We start from the raw sequence: 23764 nt of genomic DNA, 5'->3' as shown, positions 1-23764 counted from the left end.
AGGTCACCGGATGAGGCCTCGCCGGAGAAGGTGGACTGATCATGGAAATCCTGCTCGTCGCCGGCCTGTGGCTCGACGCGTCCGCCTGGGACGACGTCGTCCCGGCACTCGAAGCACTCGGCCACGACCCCGTGCCGGTCACCCTGCCGGGCCAAGGCGACGGAGCCACGTCCGCGACGTTGGACGACCAGCTGGCGGCGGTGCTCGCGGCCGTCGACGCGGCGGCCGGGAAGCCCGTGGTGGTGGGGCACTCCGCCGCCGCGACCCTGGCGTGGCTGGCCGCCGACGCCCGACCGGAGAAGGTGGCCAAGGTCGTCCTCGTCGGCGGTTTCCCGGCCGGTGACGGGCAGCCGTTCGCGGACTTCTTCGAGACGGAGGACGGCGCGATGCCCTTCCCCGGCTGGGAACCGTTCGAGGGTCCGGACTCCGTCGACCTGGACGACGAGGCGAGGGAGCGCTTCGCGGCCCGCGCGATCCCCGTTCCCGAAGGCGTGACCAAGGGCGTGGTGCGCTTCACGGACGAGCGCCGCTTCGACGTCCCGGTCGTGGTCGTGTGCCCCGAGTTCAGCCCGGACCAGGCCCGGGAGTGGATCGGCGGCGGTGAACTCTCCAAAGCACGGCACGTCGACTTCGTGGACATCGACTCGGGCCACTGGCCGATGGTCACCAAGCCGGTCGAACTCGCCCGGCTCCTCGCCGGGGCCTGACCTGCCGGCCGCCTCCTACGAGGCGGCCATGAGCAGGCCCATCTCGTAGACGAAGAGCGTGCACAGGTAGGTCGGCAGGGAGATGAGCAGGATCGCCCAGTACGGCAGCGCCATGCGTCGGCTGATGAGCCACGACAGCAGGGCCGAGAGGATCACCGGGATCGGCATGTGGAAGGCCACGTAGTCGATCACGTCGGCGGCGGTGAGCGGGTTCTGGCCGGGCACGGCGAAGGTCAGCACCACGAACACCACGATCCCCGTCAGCAGGTGCGCCGCGAGGTACTTGAGGAACGGGATCTGCGGCCGGGCCGGTGGCGGTGCGCCCTTGCCGCCCTGCCCTGGACGCGCCTGGCCGCGGCGGGCGGCGTTCCGATCCGAGTTCATGTCCCGTCCTCTGGTCGTGGGCCCCGGATGATACGTCCGGGGATCCCCGGACCCGCCGTCCGCGTCTCAGGTCGTACGCGCCGGCAGGCCTCGGATCCGGGGCGGACAGAATGTCGCCGGTCGCAAACGGACAGGAGAGTGTGATGGTCGTTCCTCACGTCGGCCGTGCGCCGAGCCGGCTGGAGATCGTCAGGAGCGAGGTGGTGCACGCCCTCGGGAAGGCGGACGCGGGGCAGGTCGAGGCGTTCGAGGACGGCACCTTGTACGTCCGGGCCGGCTCGTGGTCGCAGCTGTGGGCGTGGCTGGTCGACTTCGTGATCTACCTGCTCGGTGTGGCCGTCGGCATCGTCGTCGCCAGCCTCGTGTACAACGCCGGAACGATCGACGACACCCAGCTCGTCCTGTGCTGGCTCGGACTGCTGTTCCTGGTGCCACCCCTGTACGGCCTCTTCTACGGCAACGGCCGCGCGGTCGGCGCGGTGCTCGCCGGCACTCGGCTCGTGCGGACCGCCGACGGCAGCCGGATCGGCCTCAAGGCCCCGTGGGCGATGATGATCAGGACGGTGCTGCTGCCGTTGCTGATCTTCGTCTTCCTCGCCGGGGCACTGTCCGGCGGCGTCACCTCGGGTCCGCCCGGACGGTTGGTCAGGACCAGCGTCAACGACCGCGGCACCCGCCTGCTCCACGCCGCGGGCTTCCGCCGGCTGGACGACGTGCGCGTTCCCCACTGATCACCGGGCGGTCCGAAGACTCGGCGGTCTGCCACCGGGCGTTCGGCGCGCGGGAACTGTCGGTGGGCCCGGTTACGGTTTTCGATCATGATGGACGAAACCTCCGGTGTGGACCTGGTCAACACCGACCCCGCCCAGGTCACAGCGCTGCTGAAGGGCGGCGCCGACCCGTTGGCCGCAGCTGTGCACCAGGCTTCCGCGCACCTACACCGCGCCTCGGAGCTGGGACGGCGCGGAACGGGTGTGGGACCTGACCACGGGCGAGGAAGTCGGCCGTCCCGAGACGCGGTTCGCCACCATGGCGTTCTCGTTGGCGACGGTCACGATCGACGGACGTCCGCTCGTCGTGACCGGCGGCGGCGACTACGGGACGTCCGGCAGGGTGCGCCTGTGGGACGTCGCCACCGGCCGCGTGGTGGGCCGCGAGCTGCGGTTCCCGGCCCCGGTCAACTCGGTGGCCGTGGCACCCGGTGACGCCTCGTCGTCGCCTTCGGTCACGAGATCACCCCCCTGAGCCGCATCGGAACCGGCGGCTCGGACTGAGCAGCCTTCTTCGGCCCGGATCGTCGCCGCCGGTCCTGCACCGCAGTCGGTGCGGCGTGTCCGGAAAGGTCACGCCGCACCTCTCGTCCGGTTCAGTAGGTGAACCCGGGCTTGCCGACCATGTCGGCCAGCTGCTGCTCGGTGAGCAGAACGCCGCCCGGAGAGAAGTCGAGCGGCGGGCCGTCGTCCACCCAGCTCTGAACCACGGCCTCCACCACCGTTCCGTCCGGGAACAGCTTGCTCGCCGTCATCATGGCCACCTCGCCGCTGCCGCGGTCGACCAGGTTGGCCACCACTCGGATGTCCACACCCTCGACGGGCCGCGTGGTCGGCGGGGCGATCGGTGGGGTCGAAACCGGGATGGCACTCGTGCAGGGGTTCTCCGGCCCGCACTCGGGCGCCTCCGACACGGACCGCACGGAGATCGTCAACGTCGCCCACCCCTTGCCGTCCTCGACGACAGCGGTGGCCTTGTACCCGTCCGAGCTGTCCTCACCGATGCCGTAGAACTGCAACGGCCCGGCCGGTGACCCGGCAGCCCGGGAAAGCCGGTAGCCGGCGGGGATGACGCCGGCCGTCGACAGCTTCGCGGTGAGCTCGGCAGCGTGCTCCACCGTGACGGGCACCGGCGGCACGGCACCGGGCAGCGCCTGCCGCGTCGTGGTCGTGAGCGTCGCACTGGCCGCAGACTCCACAGTGGACGGAGCTTGCACGCTCATGAGCACGCCCGCTCCGGTCGCCAGCACCACACCGACGGACAACGCGCTCGCCACCACCGCCCGCCGTTGCGCCGACGCCCTGCGCGCCGACTTCAGCACCTCCTCCGGTGAGTGCCGCGGTCCGGCATCACCCTCCAGCACCGAGGCCAGCATCCCCCGCACCTCGTCCACGTCGTTCATCAAGCCACCCCTCCCTTGTCGAACGCGCCTTGCAGTTCGCGGCGCAACGCGGCGATCCCCTTGGCGCACTGGCTCTTGACCGTTCCCTCACCGCACTTGAGCAACTTCGCCGTCTGCGCGACCGACTGGTCCTCCCAGTACCGCAGCACCACCGCCGCGCGCTGTCCCGGCGGCAGCGTCGCCAGCGCGCGCAGCACGTCGATGCCCTGGTCGGGGTCGATCTCCGCGGCGGCCAGGTCCGGCGGCTCGGCCACCGGCCTCTCCGCGCTCTTCATCGGCCGGCGGTGGTCGATGACCGTGCGGACGAGCACCTTGCGCCAGTACGCGTCGACCGAATCGGCCCGCCGCGCCCGTGACCAGGACCGGTACAGCTTCAGCAGCGTCGCCTGTGCCAGGTCCTCGGCCAGGTGCCAGTCGCCGCACAGCAAGAACGCCGTCCGCCGCACGTGGCGGTGCCTCGCCCGGACGAACGCGACGAACTCGGCGTCTTTGTCCTTCATCCGTCCACCTCCTCAGCCGTCACGACGAGATGGGGCCACGGTTCGGTTGTCGTCGAGCGCCGCACTCCCGAATCGGGCACCACCCCTCCGGCCGGGAATGCCACGCGAATGGTCGCGCCGTTCCGCGAGCCGCAGTGGGACGATCGTCACTCACCGTAACTTCTCCGCAGGAGGTTGCCGATGAGCTCCGACGTCCTCGACGCCATCAGGACCCTCGCTCCCCAGCTGACCCGCGCCGCCGACCGGGCCGATGCCGAACGCCGACTGGCCGACGACACCGTGGCGGCGATGCGGGAGGCGGGCGCGTTCCGCATCGCCACCCCCGCGCGCTACGGCGGCGGTGAGGCGTCGATCCGCACGCACCTCGACGTCGCGGCCGAACTCGCCACCCTCGACGGCGGCGCGGGCTGGGTGGCGTCGTTGTGGAACGGCGGCAGCTGGATCGTGGCCCAGTACCCCGAGCAGGCGCAGGACGACGTGTGGGGCGCCGATCCCGACGCCCGGATCAGCGGCGCCCTGAAGCCGAGCGGCCCGGTCCACCGCGTGCCGGGCGGCTACCGGCTCAGCGGCGGCTGGAGCTACGCCTCCGGCATCTGGCACGCGACGTGGGGGCTGGCGGCCGTCGTCCTCGACGACGGCCCGGCGGTCCTCCTGGTGCCGCGCGAGGACTACCGGATCGTGGACGAGTGGCACATGGCCGGGATGAAGTCGACCGGCAGCCACCGTTTCGTGGTGGAGGACGCGTTCGTGCCGGACCACCGCGTCCTGCGGCTCGGCCCCCTGGTGGAGGGCTCCAACGTCACGCCCGCCACCCCGCCCACCTACCGCGCCGCGTTCGTGGCGACGCTCGTCGTGATGCTCGCCGCGCCGCTGCTCGGCCTGGGCCGCGCCGCCCTCGCGCACGTGACCTCCGCCGCCGGGCGCAAGGCCATCGCCTACACCGACTTCGCCCGGCAGCGCGACTCGGTCGCCTTCCAGCTCCAGGTCGCCGAGGCCGCCGCCCTGGACAGCGCCGAGCTGCACACCTACCGGGCCGCGGACACCCTCGACGACCACGCCGCCGAGGGTACCTACCCGTCCGAACTCCTCCGCGCCCGCTGCCGCGCCGACGCCTCCGTGGCCGCCCGCAACGTGACCCGCGCGCTGGAAACCCTCGTCTACGCGCACGGTTCGAGCGGCTTCGCCGACGCCAGCCCGCTGCAGCGGATCTGGCGCGACGCCAACGTGTCCGCCCGCCACGGCATGCTCATCCCGCAAGTGAACTTCGAGTTCTACGGCGCGGCGCTGGTGGGTGCCGAGAACATCCTGAGCCCGTTCGTCTGAGCCCTGCCCCCGGTCTCACACCACGCGGACGACGTGCTTGCCCCGCACGCCACCGGCTTCCAGCGCGCGGTGGGCTTCGGCGATCCCGCCGAGCGGGTGGACCGCGTCGACCACCGGCCGGACCGCACCGCTCTCGACCAGGGCGGTGAGGTCCGCGAACAGGTCGGACCGGGGGTTGCCGCTGAAGAACCGGACGCGCCGCGAGCCGAACACCGTCGACGCGAGGACGTAGCCGACGTCGGCGGCGGACCGGAACGCGATGCCGACCATCCGGCCACCGGGGGCGAGCAGGCCGCGGTAGGCGCGGGGTGTGCTGCCGTAGGTGTCCAGGACGACGTCGAAGCTGCCGAGGTCCGCGGGATCGGTGCGGTAGTCGATCGCCTCGTCGGCGCCCAGTTCGCGCACGAAGTCGAGGTTGCGCTCACCGGCCAGGGCGGTGACGTGTGCGCCGTACGCCTTCCCCACTTGCACCGCGACGCTGCCCACTCCCCCGCTCGCGGCGCGGACGAGCAGGCGTTCGCCCCGGCGAAGTTTGGCCTTGTCTCGCAGCGCGGTGATGGCGGTGGTGCCGACGCCCGGCAGCGCGGCGGCCTGGACGAGGTCCAGACCGGCGGGGCTCCGCGCGATCTGACGCGGGTGCACGGCGACGTACTCGGCGGCGCTGCCGAACGAACCGCGCGGCAGCCCTCCCCACACGTGCGCGCCGGGCTCGAAACCAGGACCCGACACGACCTCGCCCGCGAAATCGAGACCGACGCGCTTCGGGAACTTCCGGCCGAGCAGGAGCTTGAGCTTCCCGGCCCGCGCCATCACCTCGCCGCCGTTGACGCTGGCCGCGTGGACCCGGACCAGCACGTGCCCCGGCTCGACCACCGGATCGGGCGCGGTGCCCTCGTGCAAGACCTCCGGCGGCCCGTACCGGTCGAACAGCGCTGCGCGCATCCCGCACCCCTCAAGAAGTGGAAGCTACCCTCCACTTCGACGCTAACACGACAAGCGGAAGGCTCCCTCCACTTGAGCTAAAGTGAGAGGGGTGACCGGTGGGACGACTCAGTTGCGCGTGGACGCGCAGCACAACCGCGACCGCATCGTCGCCTCGGCGCGGGAGACGTTCGCCGCGGTCGGGCTGGACGTCTCGATGACCGAGATCGCCCGCCGCGCCGGAGTGGGCGTAGCCACCCTCTACCGACGTTTCCCGACCAAGGAGTCACTGGTCACGGAAGTGTTCGCGGACCAGTTGACGAACTGCGCGGCGGTCGTGCACGACGCGCTGGACGATCCCGACCCGTGGCGGGCCTTCTGCCGGGTGGTGGGCGAGCTGTGCGAGATGCAGTCACGGGACCGGGGGTTCAGCGCGGCGTTCCTGAGCAGGTTCCCGAACGCGTTGCCGGTGGACGAGGAACGCGCGCGGGCCGAGGAGGCGTTCGCCCGGTTGGTGCTGCGGGCCAAGGAGTCCGGCCGGCTGCGCCCGGACTTCACCCCCGAAGACCTGAACCTCGTGCTGATGGCGAACAACGGCCTCGTCGCCGACTCGGTGGAAGCCACCGTGGCCGCCTCGCGCCGCCTGGTCGCCTACTTCCTCCAGGCGTTCCAGGCCGGTGACCCGCTGCCCCCACCGGTCCCGTTGGGACTGGCGGACGCCCTCGGCTGAGCTCGGCCCTGCGCTCACCCACCCAGGGCCGCACCACTCCTCCCGAGGTCCCGAACCGTCCGAACCGGACAGTCAGGAACCGTTGCCCCGGCAGGTTTCGCCGGCGACGGTCAGCGCGCGCTCCACTCCTTCGCCAGTTGTGCCGCCAACTTCAGGTTCGCCGCCGCCGCGGACTCCGTGCGCCGCCCGTACCCGCACGCGGCGGCGACGCCGGCAACGGGCCGACCGAGGGCGTCCACGGTCAACTCCAGTGCCTCGCGCGTCTCCTCGGGGTTGTCCTCGGCCACGACCCCCGCGATGATCTCCACCCCGGGCCGCAGGCTTCGCAACGCGCTGAAGAACGCCGGATCCGTGGACGGCGGGCTGTCACCGCTCGCGATGGGCAGGTGCACCACCGGCATCGGGATGCCGCGCTCGGCCAGCAGGTCGGCCAGCGCGTTGAGGAGCAACACCGGCGAACGCAGGTCGGTCGGCGTGAACACCGGCACGTGCTCCAGGTCGCCGTAGCAGAGGTGCACCACCCAACGGACGTCCGGCGCGGCGGCGGCGAGCACCTCGGCCACCTGCCAGATGATCCGGCCGGTCACCTCCGGCCAGGCCGCCTCCGGTGTGTGGTGGTACGCCACCAGCACGGCGGGCGTCTCCAGCTGCAACTGCAGCCGATCACCCCACCGGGCGGCGAGCCCGGCCACCTCGTCCACCACCGCGGCTTGCACGACAGGCAACCACTCGCAGGCCGCGTCGATCGAACCGAACGCGAAGACGGCCAGGTCGAGCGCGTTGGGGATGCCGACCTGGACCCGCATCGGTCCACCCGTGTCGAGCCGTTCGAGCGCCGCGAACGCCGCGTCGGCCTGGTCGACCCGGGCGAGGCCGATGTCCTCGGACCGCAGTCGGTGCCCTGGTCGGACGCGGTAGTAGGGCATGTCGTCGTAGCCGCGGCTGTCCCCACCGCGCACCTGGTCGAGCGCGGGCAGCGACGCGAGGTGGTACGTGAGCCAGTCGATGATCCAGCGCGGGTCTCGGTCCCACGGCAGGGCTGTCAACCTTGCGCTGCCACGGTGTTCGAGCACCCAGCCCATGGAAGTGGCTGGGTCTTCGCACAGCGGACGCGGCAGCGAACCCACGAGGTGGACGGGAAGCGAGCAGTCTTCGGAAGATTTTTCGTTGCTGGACATGAGTGTTGTTCTGCTTTCGATCCGAGAGGAGCGTCAGCACCCGGGACGGCACGTGATCTCCGCACTCGAATCCCGGGCACTGGAGGCATCTTCACCACACCGGGCCGACCTCGTCCAATTAGGACGATCAACGCTATCCGACCGTGCGGATCATCCACGCGAACGTGTGAATCGGTTCCGAAGCACCCTCACGTTGACCACGACCGTCCCGCCCGTCCCGGCCAAGACGGGTGGAGTCCGGGGCATCCCGCAGGCCGCGACCGGGGAGACTAGGCTCCCCACATGGCGAGGTACTTCGACGTTCACCCGGTGAACCCACAGCGCAGGTCCATCGACCAGGCGGTCGCGCTGATCAAGGCGGACGGGCTGATCGCCTACCCCACCGACTCGTGCTACGCGCTCGGTTGCCGGCTCGGCAACAAGGCGGGCCTGGACCGGATCCGGCAGATCCGGCAGCTCGACGACAAGCACCACTTCACCCTGATGTGCCGCGACTTCGCCCAGCTCGGCCAGTTCGTGCACGTGGACAACGCGGTGTTCCGGGCGATCAAGGCGGCGACGCCGGGCAGCTACACGTTCATCCTCCCGGCGACCACCGAGGTGCCGCGCCGGTTGATGCACGCGAAGAAGAAGACGGTCGGCGCGCGCATCCCGGACCACCCGGTGGCGCTGGCGCTGCTGGAGGAGCTGGGCGAGCCGCTGCTGTCGAGCACCCTGCTGCTGCCCGACCAGGAGGAGCCCCTGGTGCACGGCTGGGACATCAAGGAACGACTGGACCACGTGGTCGACGCCGTGCTGGACGCGGGCGACTGCGGCACCGTGCCGACGACCGTGGTCGACTTCTCGCAGGGCGACCCGGAGGTCGTCCGGCACGGCGCCGGCGACCCGTCACGCTTCGAATAGCGCCGCGGATCGGGCGAACAGATCAACACTGTTGCGCCGCTCAGAGGTATGGGAGCGTTCCCAGAACAGATAGCTTCCTGCTGCCCCCTCAGCGCAGAAGGAGCTACCCGTGCGGAAACGGTTGTCCTCGGCGGTCCTCGCCGTCCTGCTGTCGGTCGTCACCCTCCCGGTCGCGACCGCTTCCAGCCCCGCCGACCACCGGCTGAAGACCTGCGCCCGTCCCGGCCTGCTGTTCTGCGAGGACTTCCAGAACGTGCCGACCGGCGCGGGCACCAGCCTGAAGTGGGGTGTCGACACCAGGAACGGCTCGCTGGAGGTCGAACGGGACCGGCGCGGCCAGAAGGTGCTGCACGTGCGCGCCGAGGGCAACGGCCGGGCGTTCCTCAAGGTGGACGACTTCGCCGCGCCCGGCAACAGCTTCTACGGCCGGGTCCGGGTCAAGGTGGCGGCGTTCCCGGACCAGCCGGACTGGGCGCACTACACCCTGATCGAGGCCACCGGCGACGGCCCCGAGGTGGTGCGCCCGCTGGGTGGCCAGTACGTGCCGCCGCTCGACCAGGCGCTGTGGGGTGTCGGCGCGGACGGCGGCCCGACCGGCGACTGGACGAACTGGCGTGAGTCGGCGCCGTCCGAGGCCGGCGCGTGGCAGTGCGTCGAGTGGCGGATGGACGCCGCGGACAACCGGATCACGCTGTGGTTCGACGGTGTGGCGAACCCGGACCTGACCGTGTCGACCCGTGAGCACGGGGGCAACCCGGTCGACTTCCTGTTCCCGAGGTTCGACACGGTGAAGCTCGGCTGGCAGCTCTACCAGCCGAACGAGGGCAGCTACGACATCTGGATGGACGACATCGCGCTGGGCACCGACCGCATCGGCTGCTAGGAGACCGCCGTCGGCGCCCCTGGTTCGCCAGGGCGACGGCCGCCACGGCGACGGCCGGGCGATAACGACGCGCGGGACGGGCGGCGGCACTGCTAGCGTCGCCGCCATGTCCTCGTCCTGCCCGGTCATGGCGCCCCGCCACGCGGGGCTGCCGACGCTGGACCGGTGACGAGGTCCGAGGCGCCCACGCCGGGTGCCTCCGCCCGGTGCGGAGCCCCCGCACCAGGAGGTTCCCCGATGTCGCGGTTCTACGTGACCACCGCCATCCCGGACGTCGACGCGGGCCCGCACCTCGGGTACGCGCTGGAGGTCGTGCAGGCCGACGTGCTGGCCCGGCACCACCGCCTGCGCGGCGACCGGGTGCGGTTCCTGACCGGCATCGACGAGAACTCGTCCAAGAACGTGCCGGCCGCCGAAGAGGCCGGGCTGTCGACCGGCGAGTTGGTCGACCGGAACGCGGCGGCGTTCGCGGCGCTGCGCGAGCCGTTGGCGTTGTCGTTCAGCGATTTCATCCGCACGAGCCGCGACGCCCGACACCGCTCCGGCGTCGAACGGCTCTGGCGGGCCTGCGCGGACGCGGGCGACATCTACCGCGCGCACTGCGAAGGCCTGTACTGCGTCGGGTGCGAGCAGTTCCGCACGTCCGACGAACTGGTGGACGGCAAGTGCCCGGAGCACGACGTTGCGCCGCGGTTCGTCACCGAAGAGAACTGGTTCTTCCGGCTGTCGCGCTACGCGGACCGGCTCCACGACCTGATCAGCGGCGGCACGATCCGCGTCGAACCGGCGTCGCGGCGGGACGAGGTGCTCGGGTTCATCGCCGCCGGGCTGCGGGACTTCGCCATCTCCCGGTCACGGACCCGCGCCCACGACTGGGGCATCCCCGTGCCGGGCGACCCGGACCAGGTCGTCCAGGTGTGGTGGGACGCGCTGGGCACCTCCGTCACCAGCCTGGGCTACGGCGAGGGCAGGTCGAACTACCGGCGCTGGTGGGTGGAGAACGACCGGCGCGTGCACGTGATCGGCAAGGACGTGCTGCGCTTCCACGCGGTGCTCTGGCCGGCCGTGCTGCTGTCCGCGGGCGAGCCGGTGCCGACCGACGTCCTGGTGCACGACCACCTCACCACCGACGGCCGCAGGCTCGGCAAGTCCGCCGGTGACGTGGTCGATCCGGTGGGCCTGGCCGACCGGTACGGCGCGGACGCGGTGCGGTGGTGGCTGCTGCGCGAGGTGCCCCGGGTCGGTGACGCCCACTTCACCGTGCCCCGGCTCGTCGCCCGCGCCAACGAGGACCTGGCCACCGGCCTGGGCACCCTCGTCAACCGGGTCACCGTCATGGCCCACCGCTACCGCGACGGCCGACCACCCGTCGGCGCGGGCCCGGACTCGGACGCGGAGCCGTTGGGCGTGGCGTGCCGGGAGTGCCCGGACCTGGTGCACGCCGCGCTGACCGACTTCGACTTCGGGCGGGCCGCCGCGGCGGTGTGGCGGATCGTGGAGGAGGCCAACCGCTACGTCGAGCACGTGCGGCCGTGGGAGCTGGCCCGCGCCGAACGGGGTGGTGATGTCGGGGCGGGACGGCGGCTCGACTCCGCGATCACGGCCCTGCTGTCGGCCTGCCGCGTGCTGGCCACCGAGCTGACCCCGTTCATCCCGACACTGGCCGCGCGGATCTCCGGGCAGTGCGTCACGCTGTCGGACCGGCTCCCGCTACCGCAGCCCCTCTTCCCCCGGCTGTGACGTCGGACCCGCCGGGGTGGTGCCCCGGCGGGTCCTCAGCGGCTCACCGGGGCAGGTAGGCCCGGTGTGAACGGGAGAACTCGAACCCGTTGTGGCGGTCCCAGTTCACCGACCACGTCATCAGACCGCGCAACGCCGGGTACACGGCCTTCGGCTTGTACGTGCCGCAGTTCGCGCCCTTCATCAGGCAGTCCAACGACTTGTGCACCTCCGCGACCGACGTGAACCCGTTGCCCGCGTTGATGCTCGCCGGCAGGCCGATGGCCACCTGGTCCTGCCGCAGCCCGGTGAAGAACTTCGTCGCGTCACCGCGCACCGGGAACCCGGCCAGCACCATGTCCGCCATCGACACGTGGAAGTCGTGGCCGCCCATGAAGTGGTACTGGTTGTCGAGGCCCATGATCGGGCCGGAGTTGTAGTGCTGGACGTGCAGCAGGGTCAGGTCGTCGCGCAGCGCGTGGATCACCGGCAGGTACGCGCCCGCCCGCGGGTCGGCGCCGCCGCTGCCGCCGTAGTGCTGGTAGCCGATCTGAACGAAGAACGTCTCCGGTGCCATGGTGAGCACGAACTTCGCGCCGTAGCGGGCTTTCAGCGTCTTCAGCGCCTGGATCAGGTTGACGATCACCGGCGTGGTCGGCGCGCGGAAGTCGGTGTCGTCGGCGTTGAGGGACAGCGAGTGGCCCTCGAAGTCGACGTCCAGGCCGTCGAGGCCGTACCGGTCGATGATCGCCGAGGCCGAGCGCACGAACGCGTCGCGCGCGGCCGTGGTCGACAGCTGCACCTGGCCGTTCGCGCCGCCGATGGAGATCAGCACCTTCTTGCCCTTGGCCTGCTTCTCCCGGATGCCCGCGATGAACTCGGCCTCGGACTCCACGTTCGGGCACTCGGCGACCGGGCACTGGGCGAAGCGGAGGTCGCCGGAGGTCGCGGAGGTGGGTTCGGCGAAGGACAGGTTGACGATGTCCCAGTCGTCGGAGACGTCCTTCATCCGGATGTAGCCGGAGCCGTTGGCGAAGCTCGCGTGCAGGTAGCCGACCAGGACGCGCTTCGGCAGCCCGGTGGGTGGTGGCGTGGTCGTGGTCGTCGTCGGGCCGGTGGTCGTCGTGGTCGTGGAAGTGGTGGTGGAAGTGGTGGTCGTCGTCGTGGTGGTCGTCGTGGTGGTCGTCGTGGACCCTGCGCACGACGCTCCGTTGATCTTGCAGTTGGCCGGCGACGCGGTGCCGGAGGCGTTGAAGCCGAACGTCACCGTGGCGCCGGGCGCGACGCTCCCGTTGTACTCCCGGTGGGTGAACGTGTAGTGCCCAGCGGCGTTCGTCTGCAGGGAATCCCAGTAAGCGCCGACCGCCGTCCCGGCCGGCAGGTCGAACTCGACCTTCCACCCCGAGATCGCCGCGCTGGTCCCGTTCTTGATCGAGAACTGCGCGGTGTAGCCGGTATCCCAACTCGCGGTCTTGGTGAACGTCGCGGTGACCGACGCGGCGTACGCGGGCGCGAAGCCCACCGCCGCCGCGCCGACCACCAACGCCGCCACCACCCCCACCCTGGCGAACAGGACTCGCGACATCGTTCTCCTCCCAGGCGGTGGCGGCCTCCTGAGGGAGAATTGGACTAGACCACGTCACGGCGTGTCAAGAGAGACCGCCGGGTGGGTGTCACGAGGGCGCGCGGCCCCGGGTCAGTTGTCGCCGCCCTCGTCGCCCTCGCCGTTCCCGTCTTCGCCGCCTTCGCCGTCCTGCTCGTTCTCCTGGTTGTTCTCGACGCCCGGACGGTCGTCGTTCTGGTTGCCGCCCTCCTCGTTGCACCCGGCGCCCAGGGTCAGGAACAGCGCGGCCCCACTGGCCAGCACGGCGAGCGACTTCTTCATCAAGGTCGGCTTCATGGTGTCCCAGTACCCCGACAAGACCATTTCGACACCGCCCGCCCGTTGTCCGGCCCGCGCGCGGCGTTTCCGGACACCCCGCGCGTTGTCCGGACGTTGTCCGGATCGCGACTGTTGTTCATGGAAACTCTCCTGCGTGAACAGACCGGCGGTTACCGTTCGCTGGTGCAGATCCCGTGGAGAGCCGCCCCGCGCGCTGCCCTGTCGAGCCCGTTGACGCTGCTGGTCAGCGTGGTCACCGCGCTGCTGCTCAGCTTCGTGGTCGCCGCCGCCGTGATGCACTCGGCCGCTTCCGGCAGCGCCGCCATCGCCTACCAGCAGGACCAGCTGTGCGCGGAGGCGCTGCACCCGTCGCTGGAGGCCACGGGCGTCGGCGCGCTCCCCCACGCGTACGTCGCCGAGGTGGTTCGGGGAATCACCGCCGCGACGCCGGACAAGCCACCGCTGATCGGCACCTACACGCGCGAGAAGCGGGTGGACTTCGGCGGGCAGCCGACCGAGGCCAAGTTCGGCTACCGACCCGGCGCCACCGACCACCTGAAGGTGCTCCAGGGCGGCTCGAAGGACGGCCTGTGGGTGCCGCAGAGCATCGCCGTCACCACCGACCTCCGACTGGGCGAGCGCGGCATGGGCGGGCGGCTGCCACCGGTCACCGCGGTCTACGCCGACGTGTTCGACCCGCTGCCCGAGTGGTGGTGCTCGGAACGCCACTTCATCGTGCCGAACGTGCTGGACCGCGACGAGCTCGCGACCGCCGTGGTGTGGATGCCCAGCGCCGAGTCGTTCGCCGCGCTGCCGCCGGAGGCGACGACCCCCACCGACATCACCGTGCGCTTCCCCGCCGACGTGCCGCGCACCATCGACGAGGCCTCGGCGCTGCTCGCCGCGGGCACCCAGCGCGTCGCCCCGATCGAGGAGATGTTCAACCGCAAGGTGTCACCGCTGGTCCTGCCGGTCGAGAACGCCGCGCAGACCGTGACGAACGTGCGGTCCGCCGTCCTGCCCCTCACCTTGATCAGCCTGCTCATCGGCCTGGCGGGCATCGCCACGGTGACCGTCCAATGGGCACAGCGCCGGCAGCACGAACTGCGGCTGCTGTGGGTGCGCGGAGCGGGCCCGTTCGCGCTCGGCGGTCGGGGCGTGCTGGAACTGGGCCTGCCGCTGGTGGTCGGCGGCGCGGCCGGGTTGGGCACGGCCCGGCTCCTGCTGCCCGTGTACGCACCGTCCGACGTCCTGCCGCCCGGCACCGTCTCCACGGCGGCGTCGGCGGTGGTCGTGGTGGTGGCGCTGGGCATCGTGGTCACGTTCGCCACCGCCGCCCTGCGCACGCACCGGATGTTCCAGGTCGCGGTGCGCGGCAACCGCCTGCGCAAGGTGCTGGCCGCCCTGCCGTGGGAGTTGGCGACCGCGGCGCTGGCCGTGTGGGCGTGGAACCGGGTGCAGCACAGCGGTCTGGCCACCACGACCAAGATCGGCGGACTGCCTCGCATCGATGCGGCGGCCCTGGCGTTCCCGCTGCTTGTCGTGCTCACGGCCGCGTTGCTGACGGCCCGGTTGGCGAAGTGGGGGCTGGCCGCGTCGCACCGCGCGAAGTTCTGGTCCAAACCGGCCGCGCAGCTGGCCCTCCGCCGCCTCGCCGCGGCACGCGGACCGGTGACGGGCGTGCTGCTGGTGGGCGTGCTGGCCGTCGGCACCATCGCGGTCGGCACCGCCATCGCGGGGTCGCAGGCGACGGCGCTGGACGTGAAGTCCGGCATGTTCACGGGCTCGAACAGCTACGCCCGGATCGCACCGGGGACGACCGAGCTGCCGGAGTCGCTGCGCGCCGACTCCACCATCGTCGGCTACGTCGAGCAGTTCGACCGCCGTGCCCTGGTGGTGGACCCGCGGACGTTCCGCGACGGCGCGTACCCGTTCGAGATCGACCCGGCGCTGCTGACCGAGCCGCTGCGGGTGGGCTCCGTGCCGCGCCGTGAAGTCCGGCTGCCGGGGCTGCCGCCGGTGAACCCGTCGGCGTGGGTGCCGACGTTCCCGAAGCTCGGCAAGGCCGGCTGGGTGGTGCCGGTGGACCGGATCGAGGACCGGGACGACGTCGGCTCCTGGTACGTGTGGTCGCGCAAGCCGCTCGGCGAGCTGACCGCGGCGTTGTCGGCGGCCGGCGTGAAGCACCACGACCCCGACGAGAAGTCGAAGGCGGTGCAGGGCCTGCCGTTCCTGACGATCCAGTGGACGTTCGGTTTCGTCACGGCCCTCGGCGCGGTGCTCGCGGTGGTGGCGGCGATCGCGCTGCTGCTGGCGGTGGAGGTGCGGCGGCGGCAGAACGCGCTGTCGAGCGCGTTCAGCGGCCGGATGGGCCTCAGCCCGGCCGCGATGCTGCGCAGCCACCTGTTCGAACTGGGCTCGGTGGCCGCTGCGGCGGTCGTCGTCGGGATGGCCTCCAGCGCGGTGAGCAGCGGTGTCACCGTGCCGAAGCTCGACCCCGCACCGCGACTCACCCCGGCGCCGGAAGTCCCGAACGCGCTGCCGCTGGTGGCGGCGACGGTCGCGGGGAGCGTGCTGGTGGTGCTGGTGGCGGCGTGGATCGCGGTGCGCGCGGCGCGTTCGGCGAAGATCGGGGAGTTGATCCGTGGTTGATCACGTGCTGCGGCTGCGCGGCGTGGGTGTGGAGTACCGGACGTCCGCCGGTGCGGTGACGGCGGTGTCGGACGTGTCGCTGGACGTGCCCGCGCAGGGCATGACGGTGCTGGCGGGGCCTTCCGGGTCGGGCAAGTCGACACTGCTGCGCGTGCTGAGCCTGGTGGAGCGGCCTACGGTCGGTGGCGTGGAGCTGCGGGGCGCGGGTACGGAGCGGCTGTCGTCGCGGGCCAGGCGGCAGCTGCGGCGGAAGGAGGTCGCGCTGGTGTTCCAGAACCCGGCGGACAACCTGATCGACCACCTGGACGTGGGCGACAACCTGCGTGCGGCGGCGCAGGCGGCCGGGCGGGTCGCGCCGGTCGAGGAGCTGCTGGAGCAGTTGGGCCTGCCCGGCACCGCCGGTTGGAAGGTGTCCGCGATGTCCGGCGGGCAGCAGCAGCGGCTGGCGTTCGGGTGCGCGCTGGCGCGGCAGGCGACGGTCGTGCTGGCCGACGAGCCGACGTCCCAGTTGGACGTGGTCTCGGCGGACCTGGTGCTGGAGACGTTGACGGACTTGGCGCAGCGGGGTGTGCCCGTGGTGGTGGCGTCGCACGACCCGAGGCTGATCGCGCTGGCCGACACGAGGTTCGACCTGCGGAACGGGGTGTTGGCGGCGTGACGGCTTCGCGACAGGTCGGGTCGACGGCGGTGGCACGCGCCGTGGCGCTGCGGGCGACGGGGATCGAGCGGACGTTCCAGCACGCCGGCGGGCCGGTGCACGTGCTGCGCGGGGTGGACCTGGAGGTGGCGGCCGGTGAGCTGGTGACGCTGTCCGGTCCGTCCGGGTCGGGCAAGAGCGCGCTGCTGGCCGTGCTCGCCGGGTTCGACCAGGCCGACGCGGGCACGGTGGAGCTGGGCGGCGAGGTGCTGACGTCGCCGCCGCCGTGGCAGTTGTGCGCCCTGCTGCCGCAGGCGCTGGGGCTGGCCGGCGAGCTGACGTTGGCGGAGAACGTGGCGCTGCCCGTCCGGCTCGGCCGGGTCGGTTCGCCGGCCAGGGTGGCGGAACTGCTGGCGGAACTGGGCATCGCCGACCTGGCCGACCGGTACCCGGCCGAGGTGTCGTTCGGGCAGCAGCAGCGCGCCGCGCTGGCACGGGCCGTCGTCGGGTCGCCGAGGGTGCTGCTGGCGGACGAGCCCACCGCGCACCTCGACCTGAACAGCGCGCCCAAGGCGGTCCGGGCGTTGCGCCAGGCGGCGGACGCGGGCGCGGCCGTGCTCATCGCCACGCACCACGACGAGGTGCACCGCGCGGCGGACCGCACTGTGGTGCTCGACGGCGGGCGGGTCTCCGTAGGATAGGCACCGATGTTGCGTCGATTCGTTGCCGTCGCCCTGGTGTTCCCGCTGCTCGCCCTGTTGCTGGTGGTCAGCGACTCGCCCTACCCGTCGTCACCCGGCCCCTCGCGCGACGCGCCGCGGGCGTTGGTCGCGCTCGGGGACAGCACCATGGCCGGTGAGGGCGCGGGCACGTACGAGCCGGGGACGGACGGCGAGAACGGCAACTGGTGCCACCGGTCGTTGAAGGCCTCGGTGTACAAGACGCAGGTCGCGGGCGTGGACCGGGTGTTCAACCTCGCCTGCTCCGGCGCGAACTCGGAACAGGTCGGCATCACCGACCAAGTGCGCAACACGGAGGGTTCGCAGGCCGCGCAGCTGGCGGCGATCGCGCGCGAGTACCGGGTGTCGGTGGTCGTGGTGGCGGTCGGCGCGAACGACGACCCGCGGTTCGCGGACGTGCTGGGCGCGTGCCTGCGGGCGTGGATCGAGCGCAGCACCGACTGCGCGGACGCCATGGCCGCCGAGTGGGAGGCCCGGGTCAAGCGGATGACCCCCAAGGTGGAACGGGCGCTGCGCGACGTCCGCCGGGTGTTGCAGGACGAGGGCTACACGCCCCGGTCGTACACGCTCGTCCTCCAGTCCTACGCCGCGCCGGTCGCGCCGGGGTTGCCGTTCGACCTCCAGAACCTCGCCGGGTGCCCGCTGCGGACCGGTGACCTGGAGTGGGTCCGGGACACGGCCGTCGACCAGCTGTCGGACGGCCTGCGCACGGCGGCGGACAAGGTGGACGCGAGGTTCCTCGACCTGTCCAAGGCGGGTGACGAGCGCGAGGCGTGCATGCGCGGGAAGAAGCCCGAGGACGAGTGGTTCACCCGGCTCACGATCGACTTCGACGGTCTGCGGGAGGAGTCGCGGGCGCGGCACGCCTTGCAGGAGTCGTTCCACCCCAACGCACGCGGGTACGAGCAGTTCGGTCGGTGCATGACGGAGTTCCTGACCATGCCGGACCGGGAGGCGTCGTGCGTCGCCGGTGACGACGGGAACCTCACCGCCGTGGTGGAGAAGGACTGACCAGCGCCGCGATGTCGGCGGCGGTCCAGAACGGCGTGCGGCGGGCGAGGTAGGCGGCGATCCGTCCGGCGGTCCAGCCGTGCGCTTCGGCGAGGCCGGAGCCGAGCATCCTCAGGTAGGCGGCCGAGGGTGCGGTGTGCTCGACGTCGGCCGCGCTCCACGGTGCGGTGAACGTCAGGGCCGGGTGGCCGTCGTGCTCGCCGAGGTGGAGCAGCGTCTCGTAGCGGCCGGGGCCGAACGCGTGCCTGCCGTCGGCCAGCACGGCGGTCAGGTCGAGGTCGGCGCCCGGTTCGCGGTACATCTCCTGTTCGGCTACGTCGGCGAACTGCGGCGCGGTCACCAGGTAGCCGCGCGCAGAGGTGGTGCCGGGCAGGCCAGGGTCATAGAACGCCCGACCGCCGAGCCAGACCGGCGAGTGCGTGGCGAAGTAGATCCCGCCGGGCAGCTCCAACGCCCTGGTGTCGACCGGCGGACTGCCGTCCCGGCACCCCGGGTAGCACCTCGTCGCACCGACCGGCGTCCCACCCGTGAGGTAGCACGCGAACCGCTCGGCGTGCATGTTCGAGCCGTAGCTGACGTACCAGACCAACCGGCTCGGCCTCCCGGGTGTCACAGGCAGAGGCGGCACGGGCGGGCGGTCGGGTGCGTGGCCTCCAGTTCGGTGCGGCGGCCGACGATCTTGATGTAGCTGCCGACCCAGGTCGTGCCCCGGCTCGGGGTGCCGTTGATGGTGTGGCAGCTGGCGCGGTGCAGGACCAGGTTGTTCGGGTTCAAGCTGCGCTCGGCGTTGACCACGAACTCGTCCTGGTGCTCCGCCAGCCACCGCTCGTAGGCGCCGCTGTCCACGGTGTACTCGTGCATCGAGCCATCATCCGCCGTCCGGTCCTCAGGTGCTGTCCGCCATCCGGTGCCACTCGTCCTCCAGGATGGCGTAGATCAGCTCTTCGCCCCACGCGCCCTTGAAGACCTCGCCGTGCCGGAAGTGGGCCTCCCGGCGCATGCCCAGCCGCTCCATCACCCGCCACGACGGCTCGTTGAACGCGTCGCACGACGCCACGATGCGGTGCAGGCCGAGGTTCGTGAAACCGAGGTCGATCATGGCGGCGGCGGCTTCGGTGGCGTAGCCCTGACCGTGGTGGTCGGGGTGGAAGATGTAGCCGACCTCGCCCTGCCGGTGCGCCTCGCTGAGCCACTTGAGCACCGTCTCGCCGATGACCTCGCCGTCCTTCTCCACGGCCAGCGAGAGGTGGTCGCCCTCCTTCTCCGGCCACGTCACCGCGACCTTCACCGCCAGGCTGTCGGCGGTCTCCTCGGGGCTGCGGGCCTCGCCGTAGAGGTAGCGCACGACGTCCGGGCGGGACTGCCAGGAGTGCAGCGCGTCCTGGTCGGCGAAGGTGAAGGGGCGCAGGGTCAGGCGCCGGGTCCGAATGGGGTAGTCGGGCTTCGTCACGCCGGTCAATCTACGAGGATCCGGCGCAGCCGTCCTCCGAGTTCTGCGGCCAGCTCGGCTAGGTCGCGCTCGGGGAAGTCGCACGAGCCCAGCTCGGCCGAGAACGCGGCGAACTGCTGCCGGTCGTACGGCACTCCGGGTGGCAGGGGCGCGAGGTGCCAGTGGGCGTGCCGGTTGCCCTGTTGGCTGCCCAGGCTCAGCACGTACAGGCGTTCGGTGGGTACCAGGGAGGTCAGCGCGGTGCCGGCGGCGTGGACCACCCGTTGGAGGGCGAGGTAGTCCTCCAACGGGAAGTCGCCGATGACGTGCTCGCGGTGCTCGACCGGTGCGACCAGCAGGTGCCCCCACATGAACGGGAACTTGCTGAGGAACACCACGGCCCGCTCGTCGCGGTGGGCGACGTGGTGCGGGTAGTCGGGGTTCCCGGCGAGCATCTCGCAGATGAAGCACGCTCGGCGGACGAGGTCCAGGTAGGACTCCTCGTCCCACGCCACACGGGTCATCCGGCCAACCTACAGATCCGCCAGGGCGGTGATCGGGGACTCGACGCAGTCGGCGACGAACCGCAGGAACCCGCCCGCCGTGCCGCCGTCGCACACCCGGTGGTCGAAGGCGAGGGTCAGCTGCGCGACCTTCCGGACCGCGAGCTGCCCGTCCACCGCCCACGGCCGGTCGATGATGCGCCCGATGCCGAGGATCGCGGCCTCCGGGTGGTTGATGATCGCGGCCGAGCCGTCGACGCCGAACACGCCGTAGTTGTTGACCGTGAACGTGCCGCCGGTCATCGCGGCGGGCGCGAGCTTGCCCTCACGTGCCGAGGCGGTGTGCGCGGCGATGGCGGACGCCAGTTCGGCGGTGGTCAGGGACTGCGCGTCCCGCACGACCGGCACCATCAGGCCGCGGTCGGTCTGCGCGGCGAAGCCGAGGTGCACTTCGTCGAGGACCACGATCTCGTCGCCCTCGACCCGTGAGTTCAGCTCGGGGAACTTCTTGAGCCCCAGCACGGTGAACCGCGCCAGCAGCGCGAGCAGCGACACCGAGGGCAGCGCGGCGCGTGCGGCGAGGAAGTCGGTGGCGTCGACGTCCACCCACACGGTCGCTTCGGGGATCTCCCGCCGTGACGTGGCCAGCTTCTCCGCCACCGCGCCGCGCACGCCGCGCAGCGGGATGCGGCGACCGGGGGCGACCGGAGCGGTGCGCGCGGTCAGTTCGCGTTCCACGTCGGCCCGGCGGATCACGCCGCCCGGCCCGGTGCCCTCGACCTGGTCGAGCGCCAGGCCGTTCTCCCTGGCCATCCGCCGCACCAACGGCGAGATCACGGCGGGTGCGGTGGCGGGGCGGGCGGCGGGGACGGTGGGCGGTTCGGGTGTCCTGAGCGTTGAATTCGGGGGTTCCGAACGTAGGACTCTCGCGTTCTGAGCGTTGGACTCACGGGGGCGGCGGCGGCGCCGCGGTGTGTCGGAGGTGCCGTAGCCGATCAGGACGTTGCCGCTGCCCGACTTCTCCGGCTCCCCCGGTTCGGCGGGGGCGGCCGGTTCGGCCGGGGCGGGTTGCTTGGCGGGTTCGCCGACGGTCAGGAGGACCGAGCCGACGGGCAGCTGCTCGCCCGGTTCGCCGAAACGGGCGCTCACCACGCCCTCGTACGGGCACGGGACCTCGACCACGGCCTTCGCCGTCTCCACCTCGACCACGGGCTGGTCGATGGACACGTGGTCCCCGACCGACACCAGCCAGGTGACGATCTCGCCCTCGGTCAACCCCTCGCCCAGGTCGGGCAGCCGGAAGTCAGGCACCGTGACCCCCCACGACCTCGTCGTCCCACTGGAGCCGGGCGATCGCGTCCAAAATCCGGTCGACGCTCGGCAAGTGGTGCTCCTCCAGCTTCGGCGGCGGGTAGGGGATGTCGAAGCCGGTCACCCGCAGCACCGGCGCGTGCAGGTGGTGGAAGCACCGCTCGGTGACCCGGGCGACGACCTCCGCGCCGTACCCGCCGAACCCGGACGCCTCGTGCACGACCACCGCCCGGCCGGTGCGCCGCACCGACGCGCACACCGTCTCGTCGTCGAACGGCGACAGCGACCGCAGGTCGACCACCTCGACGTCCCAGCCCTCCTCCGCCGCCGCGTCCGCCGTCTCCAGCGCGGTCGCGACCATCGGCCCGTACGCGATCAACGTGACGTCCCGCCCGGTCCGCCGCACCAGCGCCCGGTCGAACGCGACGGAGTCGGCCGAGTCCGCCGAGTCCGCCGACAGCTCGCCCTTCGCCCAGTACCGCCGCTTCGGCTCCAGGAAGATCACCGGATCGGGCGACGCGATCGAGTCGCGCAGCAACCGGTACGCGTCATCCGGCGTACCCGGCGTGACGACCCGCAGCCCCGGCGTGTGCGTGTAGTACGCCTCCGACGAGTCGCAGTGGTGCTCCACCCCGCCGATCCCGCCGCCGTACGGCACCCGGATCACCACCGGCAACGACACCTGCCCGCGCGTCCGGTTGCGCAGCTTCGCCAGGTGGCTGGTGATCTGCTCGAACGCCGGGTAAGCGAACGCGTCGAACTGCATCTCCACCACGGGCCGCAAGCCGTTCATCGCCATGCCGATGGCGGTGCCGACGATGCCGGACTCGGCGAGCGGCGTGTCGAACACCCGCTCCTCGCCGAACCGCGCGGCCAGGCCGTCGGTCACCCGGAACACCCCGCCCAGGGGGCCGACGTCCTCGCCGAACACCAGCACGCTCGGGTCGGCGGCCAGCGAGTCGGCCAGCGCCCGGTTCAGCGCACCGGCCATCGAGACCGCGCTCATGCCAGTTCCTCGCGCAACGCCGCCGCCTGCTCCCGCAGGTGGCGCGGCATCGTGGCGTACACGTGCTCGAACAGGTCGTCCGGCGACGGCTCCACGTCCACGTTCATCTTCGCCCGCACGGACGCCGCGAACTCCTCGGCCTCGGCCGCGATCGCCGCCCGGCGCGCGTTGTCCAGCAGCCCCCGCGACGTCAGGTACGTCTCCAACCGGTCCACCGGATCGCGGTCCAGCCACGCGGCGACCTCGTCGGACGTGCGGTAGCGGGTGGCGTCGTCGGCGTTGGTGTGCGCCTCGATCCGGTAGGTCAACGCCTCGATCAACGTCGGACCGCCGGACAGCACCGCCTCGCGCACGACCGCGTACACGGCGGCCACGTCGTTGCCGTCCACCAGCACGGACGGCACGCCGTACCCGATGCCCTTGTGCGCCAACGACGGCGCGGCGTTCTGCTTGGACATGGGCACGCTGATCGCGTAGCCGTTGTTCTGCACCAGGAACACCACCGGCGCGTGCCACACCCCGGCGAAGTTCAACGCCTCGTGCGTGTCGCCCTCGGACGTGGCGCCGTCGCCGAGCAGCACCAGCGCCGCCGTGTCCTCGCCCTTCAACCGCGCCGCGTGCGCGAACCCGACCGCGTGCAGCGTGTTGGTCGCCAACGGCGTGCACTGAGGGCCGACGCGGTGCTCGTACGGGTCGTAGCCCAGGTGCCAGCCGCCTTGGAGCAGGGTCAGCGTCTCGGCCGGGTCGACGCCCCGGGTCACGAGCGCGACCGAGTCGCGGTAGGTCGGGAACAGCCAGTCGGTGGGGCGCAGGGCGAGCACCGAGCCGACCTCGCACGCCTCCTGACCGTGTGACGACGGGTAGACGGCCAGCCTGCCCTGCTTGGTCAGCGAGGTGGCCTGGGTGTCGAAGCGGCGGCCGACGACCATGCGCCGGTACAGCTCGACCAGGACGTCGTCGTCGGGCATGGCCAGCGGTGAGTCGTCCACCGGTGAGCCGTCCTTGCGCAGCAGGGACAGCGGTTCGTCGCTGGGCAGCAACGTTCGCTCGGGCGCGCGGGTGCGGGCCATGGGCTCCTCCGGTGTCTCATGTGACGAGATGCTGCGCATGGTCCGCGTCACGGCGGCCAAAGTTCCAGATCCGGCCCGGAAATCCGGACGAATGGCCTCGCG

General features: G+C 71.7%; 26 protein-coding genes. 12 read left to right on the top strand and 14 right to left on the bottom strand.

Annotation, left to right across the window (positions count from 1 at the left end; genetic code table 11):
• Positions 1-41: 41 nt before the first annotated feature.
• Complete coding sequence (locus OQ02_RS14520; protein ID WP_033438909.1) at positions 42-707, top strand: alpha/beta fold hydrolase; 666 nt, start codon at positions 42-44, stop codon at positions 705-707.
• Positions 708-722: 15 nt separating this feature from the next.
• Here the strand turns inward: OQ02_RS14520 and OQ02_RS14515 are convergent, their stop codons facing one another.
• A complete protein-coding gene (locus OQ02_RS14515; protein ID WP_033438908.1) occupies positions 723-1091 on the bottom strand; it encodes a hypothetical protein in 369 nt (122 codons plus the stop codon).
• A 143-nt stretch (positions 1092-1234) separates the two neighbouring features.
• On the opposite strand from OQ02_RS14515, the gene OQ02_RS14510 reads away from it, so the two are divergent.
• Positions 1235-1822, top strand: coding sequence for an RDD family protein (locus OQ02_RS14510; protein ID WP_051772293.1), 588 nt, complete (start codon positions 1235-1237; stop codon positions 1820-1822).
• A gap of 241 nt (positions 1823-2063) precedes the next feature.
• Positions 2064-2336, top strand: coding sequence for a hypothetical protein (locus tag OQ02_RS14505; protein ID WP_033438907.1), 273 nt, complete (start codon positions 2064-2066; stop codon positions 2334-2336).
• 121 nt (positions 2337-2457) lie between these two features.
• On the opposite strand, the gene OQ02_RS14500 is transcribed toward OQ02_RS14505, so the two are convergent.
• Both OQ02_RS14500 and OQ02_RS14495 read right to left on the bottom strand, forming a co-directional pair.
• The gene (locus OQ02_RS14500; protein ID WP_033438906.1) at positions 2458-3264 is read right to left on the bottom strand and encodes a hypothetical protein; all 807 of its coding nucleotides are present in this window, start codon (positions 3262-3264) and stop codon (positions 2458-2460) included.
• Positions 3264-3764 (bottom strand): SigE family RNA polymerase sigma factor, encoded by a 501-nt coding sequence (locus tag OQ02_RS14495; protein WP_033438905.1) that lies wholly within the window; start codon positions 3762-3764, stop codon positions 3264-3266. The genes OQ02_RS14500 and OQ02_RS14495 overlap by 1 nt, the downstream gene beginning before the upstream one ends.
• Before the next feature lie 180 nt (positions 3765-3944).
• On the opposite strand from OQ02_RS14495, the gene OQ02_RS14490 reads away from it, so the two are divergent.
• Positions 3945-5087, top strand: a complete 1143-nt coding sequence (locus tag OQ02_RS14490; RefSeq protein ID WP_033438904.1) for an acyl-CoA dehydrogenase family protein — start codon at positions 3945-3947, stop codon at positions 5085-5087.
• Between the two features lie 15 nt (positions 5088-5102).
• Here the strand turns inward: OQ02_RS14490 and OQ02_RS14485 are convergent, their stop codons facing one another.
• On the bottom strand, positions 5103-6029 hold the full coding sequence (locus tag OQ02_RS14485) for an NAD(P)-dependent alcohol dehydrogenase (protein WP_033438903.1): 927 nt from the start codon (positions 6027-6029) through the stop codon (positions 5103-5105).
• Between the two features lie 91 nt (positions 6030-6120).
• Between OQ02_RS14485 and OQ02_RS14480 the strand changes: the two genes are divergently transcribed.
• Complete coding sequence (locus tag OQ02_RS14480) at positions 6121-6738, top strand: TetR/AcrR family transcriptional regulator (RefSeq protein ID WP_231500031.1); 618 nt, start codon at positions 6121-6123, stop codon at positions 6736-6738.
• 110 nt (positions 6739-6848) lie between these two features.
• Here the strand turns inward: OQ02_RS14480 and OQ02_RS14475 are convergent, their stop codons facing one another.
• A complete protein-coding gene (locus OQ02_RS14475; protein WP_033438901.1) occupies positions 6849-7784 on the bottom strand; it encodes a hypothetical protein in 936 nt (311 codons plus the stop codon).
• A gap of 414 nt (positions 7785-8198) precedes the next feature.
• Between OQ02_RS14475 and OQ02_RS14470 the strand changes: the two genes are divergently transcribed.
• The 3 genes from OQ02_RS14470 to OQ02_RS14460 all read left to right on the top strand — a co-directional run bounded on the left by OQ02_RS14470 (position 8199) and on the right by OQ02_RS14460 (position 11442).
• Positions 8199-8819, top strand: a complete 621-nt coding sequence (locus tag OQ02_RS14470; RefSeq protein WP_033438900.1) for an L-threonylcarbamoyladenylate synthase — start codon at positions 8199-8201, stop codon at positions 8817-8819.
• 109 nt (positions 8820-8928) lie between these two features.
• A complete protein-coding gene (locus tag OQ02_RS14465; protein ID WP_033438899.1) occupies positions 8929-9702 on the top strand; it encodes a hypothetical protein in 774 nt (257 codons plus the stop codon).
• A 237-nt stretch (positions 9703-9939) separates the two neighbouring features.
• Entirely contained in the window at positions 9940-11442 is a 1503-nt protein-coding gene (locus OQ02_RS14460; RefSeq protein WP_033438898.1) for a methionine--tRNA ligase, read from the top strand.
• Between the two features lie 43 nt (positions 11443-11485).
• Here OQ02_RS14460 and OQ02_RS14455 read toward each other — a convergent pair whose 3' ends face one another.
• Together OQ02_RS14455 and OQ02_RS14450 are read right to left on the bottom strand one after the other, a co-directional pair.
• A complete protein-coding gene (locus OQ02_RS14455; protein ID WP_051772292.1) occupies positions 11486-13006 on the bottom strand; it encodes a chitinase in 1521 nt (506 codons plus the stop codon).
• Positions 13007-13117: 111 nt separating this feature from the next.
• A complete protein-coding gene (locus OQ02_RS14450; protein ID WP_033438897.1) occupies positions 13118-13348 on the bottom strand; it encodes a hypothetical protein in 231 nt (76 codons plus the stop codon).
• Positions 13349-13486: 138 nt separating this feature from the next.
• Here OQ02_RS14450 and OQ02_RS14445 point away from each other — a divergent pair, with 138 nt between their 5' ends.
• Genes OQ02_RS14445 through OQ02_RS14430 form a run of 4 tightly spaced genes read left to right on the top strand, consistent with a single transcriptional unit; the run spans position 13487 to position 18343 of the window.
• The gene (locus OQ02_RS14445) at positions 13487-15955 is read left to right on the top strand and encodes a hypothetical protein (RefSeq protein WP_033439026.1); all 2469 of its coding nucleotides are present in this window, start codon (positions 13487-13489) and stop codon (positions 15953-15955) included.
• The gene (locus tag OQ02_RS14440) at positions 15948-16613 is read left to right on the top strand and encodes an ABC transporter ATP-binding protein (RefSeq protein WP_033438896.1); all 666 of its coding nucleotides are present in this window, start codon (positions 15948-15950) and stop codon (positions 16611-16613) included. The genes OQ02_RS14445 and OQ02_RS14440 overlap by 8 nt, the downstream gene beginning before the upstream one ends.
• Entirely contained in the window at positions 16610-17293 is a 684-nt protein-coding gene (locus OQ02_RS14435; RefSeq protein ID WP_231500030.1) for an ABC transporter ATP-binding protein, read from the top strand. The genes OQ02_RS14440 and OQ02_RS14435 overlap by 4 nt, the downstream gene beginning before the upstream one ends.
• Positions 17294-17299: 6 nt before the next feature.
• Positions 17300-18343 carry a GDSL-type esterase/lipase family protein gene (locus tag OQ02_RS14430; protein ID WP_033438895.1) on the top strand — a complete coding sequence of 348 codons (1044 nt, stop codon included), beginning with the start codon at positions 17300-17302 and terminating at the stop codon, positions 18341-18343.
• On the opposite strand, the gene OQ02_RS14425 is transcribed toward OQ02_RS14430, so the two are convergent.
• The 7 genes from OQ02_RS14425 to pdhA are packed head-to-tail and all read right to left on the bottom strand — an operon-like array spanning position 18318 to position 23662.
• Positions 18318-18932 (bottom strand): histone deacetylase, encoded by a 615-nt coding sequence (locus tag OQ02_RS14425; RefSeq protein WP_231500029.1) that lies wholly within the window; start codon positions 18930-18932, stop codon positions 18318-18320. The genes OQ02_RS14430 and OQ02_RS14425 overlap by 26 nt on opposite strands.
• 20 nt (positions 18933-18952) lie before the next feature.
• Positions 18953-19204, bottom strand: a complete 252-nt coding sequence (locus OQ02_RS14420) for a hypothetical protein (RefSeq protein ID WP_033438894.1) — start codon at positions 19202-19204, stop codon at positions 18953-18955.
• Positions 19205-19229: 25 nt separating this feature from the next.
• The gene (locus OQ02_RS14415) at positions 19230-19793 is read right to left on the bottom strand and encodes a GNAT family N-acetyltransferase (protein WP_033439023.1); all 564 of its coding nucleotides are present in this window, start codon (positions 19791-19793) and stop codon (positions 19230-19232) included.
• Between the two features lie 5 nt (positions 19794-19798).
• Entirely contained in the window at positions 19799-20296 is a 498-nt protein-coding gene (locus tag OQ02_RS14410) for an HIT family protein (RefSeq protein ID WP_033438893.1), read from the bottom strand.
• Positions 20297-20305: 9 nt separating this feature from the next.
• Entirely contained in the window at positions 20306-21586 is a 1281-nt protein-coding gene (locus OQ02_RS14405) for a dihydrolipoamide acetyltransferase family protein (protein WP_033438892.1), read from the bottom strand.
• Positions 21579-22592 (bottom strand): alpha-ketoacid dehydrogenase subunit beta, encoded by a 1014-nt coding sequence (locus OQ02_RS14400; RefSeq protein ID WP_033438891.1) that lies wholly within the window; start codon positions 22590-22592, stop codon positions 21579-21581. The genes OQ02_RS14405 and OQ02_RS14400 overlap by 8 nt, the downstream gene beginning before the upstream one ends.
• Positions 22589-23662 (bottom strand): pyruvate dehydrogenase (acetyl-transferring) E1 component subunit alpha, encoded by a 1074-nt coding sequence (pdhA, locus tag OQ02_RS14395; protein WP_033438890.1) that lies wholly within the window; start codon positions 23660-23662, stop codon positions 22589-22591. The genes OQ02_RS14400 and pdhA overlap by 4 nt, the downstream gene beginning before the upstream one ends.
• Positions 23663-23764 lie beyond the last annotated feature (102 nt).

Origin of the sequence: Saccharothrix sp. NRRL B-16314 (genome assembly GCF_000716595.1) — a bacterium.
Taxonomy (GTDB): domain Bacteria; phylum Actinomycetota; class Actinomycetes; order Mycobacteriales; family Pseudonocardiaceae; genus Actinosynnema.
Note: the sequence above shows the minus strand (reverse complement) of the source record. Positions and strands in the feature narration are given on the sequence as shown.

What these genes read in the sequence shown, in the direction of transcription:
- OQ02_RS14520 (WP_033438909.1), top strand. Translation starts at nt 42, where the DNA reads ATGGAAATCCTGCTCGTCGCCGGCCTGTGGCTCGACGCGTCCGCCTGG.
- OQ02_RS14515 (WP_033438908.1), bottom strand. Translation starts at nt 1,091, where the DNA reads ATGAACTCGGATCGGAACGCCGCCCGCCGCGGCCAGGCGCGTCCAGGG.
- OQ02_RS14510 (WP_051772293.1), top strand. Translation starts at nt 1,235, where the DNA reads ATGGTCGTTCCTCACGTCGGCCGTGCGCCGAGCCGGCTGGAGATCGTC.
- OQ02_RS14500 (WP_033438906.1), bottom strand. Translation starts at nt 3,264, where the DNA reads ATGAACGACGTGGACGAGGTGCGGGGGATGCTGGCCTCGGTGCTGGAG.
- OQ02_RS14495 (WP_033438905.1), bottom strand. Translation starts at nt 3,764, where the DNA reads ATGAAGGACAAAGACGCCGAGTTCGTCGCGTTCGTCCGGGCGAGGCAC.
- OQ02_RS14490 (WP_033438904.1), top strand. Translation starts at nt 3,945, where the DNA reads ATGAGCTCCGACGTCCTCGACGCCATCAGGACCCTCGCTCCCCAGCTG.
- OQ02_RS14485 (WP_033438903.1), bottom strand. Translation starts at nt 6,029, where the DNA reads ATGCGCGCAGCGCTGTTCGACCGGTACGGGCCGCCGGAGGTCTTGCAC.
- OQ02_RS14470 (WP_033438900.1), top strand. Translation starts at nt 8,199, where the DNA reads ATGGCGAGGTACTTCGACGTTCACCCGGTGAACCCACAGCGCAGGTCC.
- OQ02_RS14460 (WP_033438898.1), top strand. Translation starts at nt 9,940, where the DNA reads ATGTCGCGGTTCTACGTGACCACCGCCATCCCGGACGTCGACGCGGGC.
- OQ02_RS14455 (WP_051772292.1), bottom strand. Translation starts at nt 13,006, where the DNA reads ATGTCGCGAGTCCTGTTCGCCAGGGTGGGGGTGGTGGCGGCGTTGGTG.
- OQ02_RS14450 (WP_033438897.1), bottom strand. Translation starts at nt 13,348, where the DNA reads ATGGTCTTGTCGGGGTACTGGGACACCATGAAGCCGACCTTGATGAAG.
- OQ02_RS14430 (WP_033438895.1), top strand. Translation starts at nt 17,300, where the DNA reads ATGTTGCGTCGATTCGTTGCCGTCGCCCTGGTGTTCCCGCTGCTCGCC.
- OQ02_RS14420 (WP_033438894.1), bottom strand. Translation starts at nt 19,204, where the DNA reads ATGCACGAGTACACCGTGGACAGCGGCGCCTACGAGCGGTGGCTGGCG.
- OQ02_RS14410 (WP_033438893.1), bottom strand. Translation starts at nt 20,296, where the DNA reads ATGACCCGTGTGGCGTGGGACGAGGAGTCCTACCTGGACCTCGTCCGC.
- OQ02_RS14400 (WP_033438891.1), bottom strand. Translation starts at nt 22,592, where the DNA reads ATGAGCGCGGTCTCGATGGCCGGTGCGCTGAACCGGGCGCTGGCCGAC.
- pdhA (WP_033438890.1), bottom strand. Translation starts at nt 23,662, where the DNA reads ATGGCCCGCACCCGCGCGCCCGAGCGAACGTTGCTGCCCAGCGACGAA.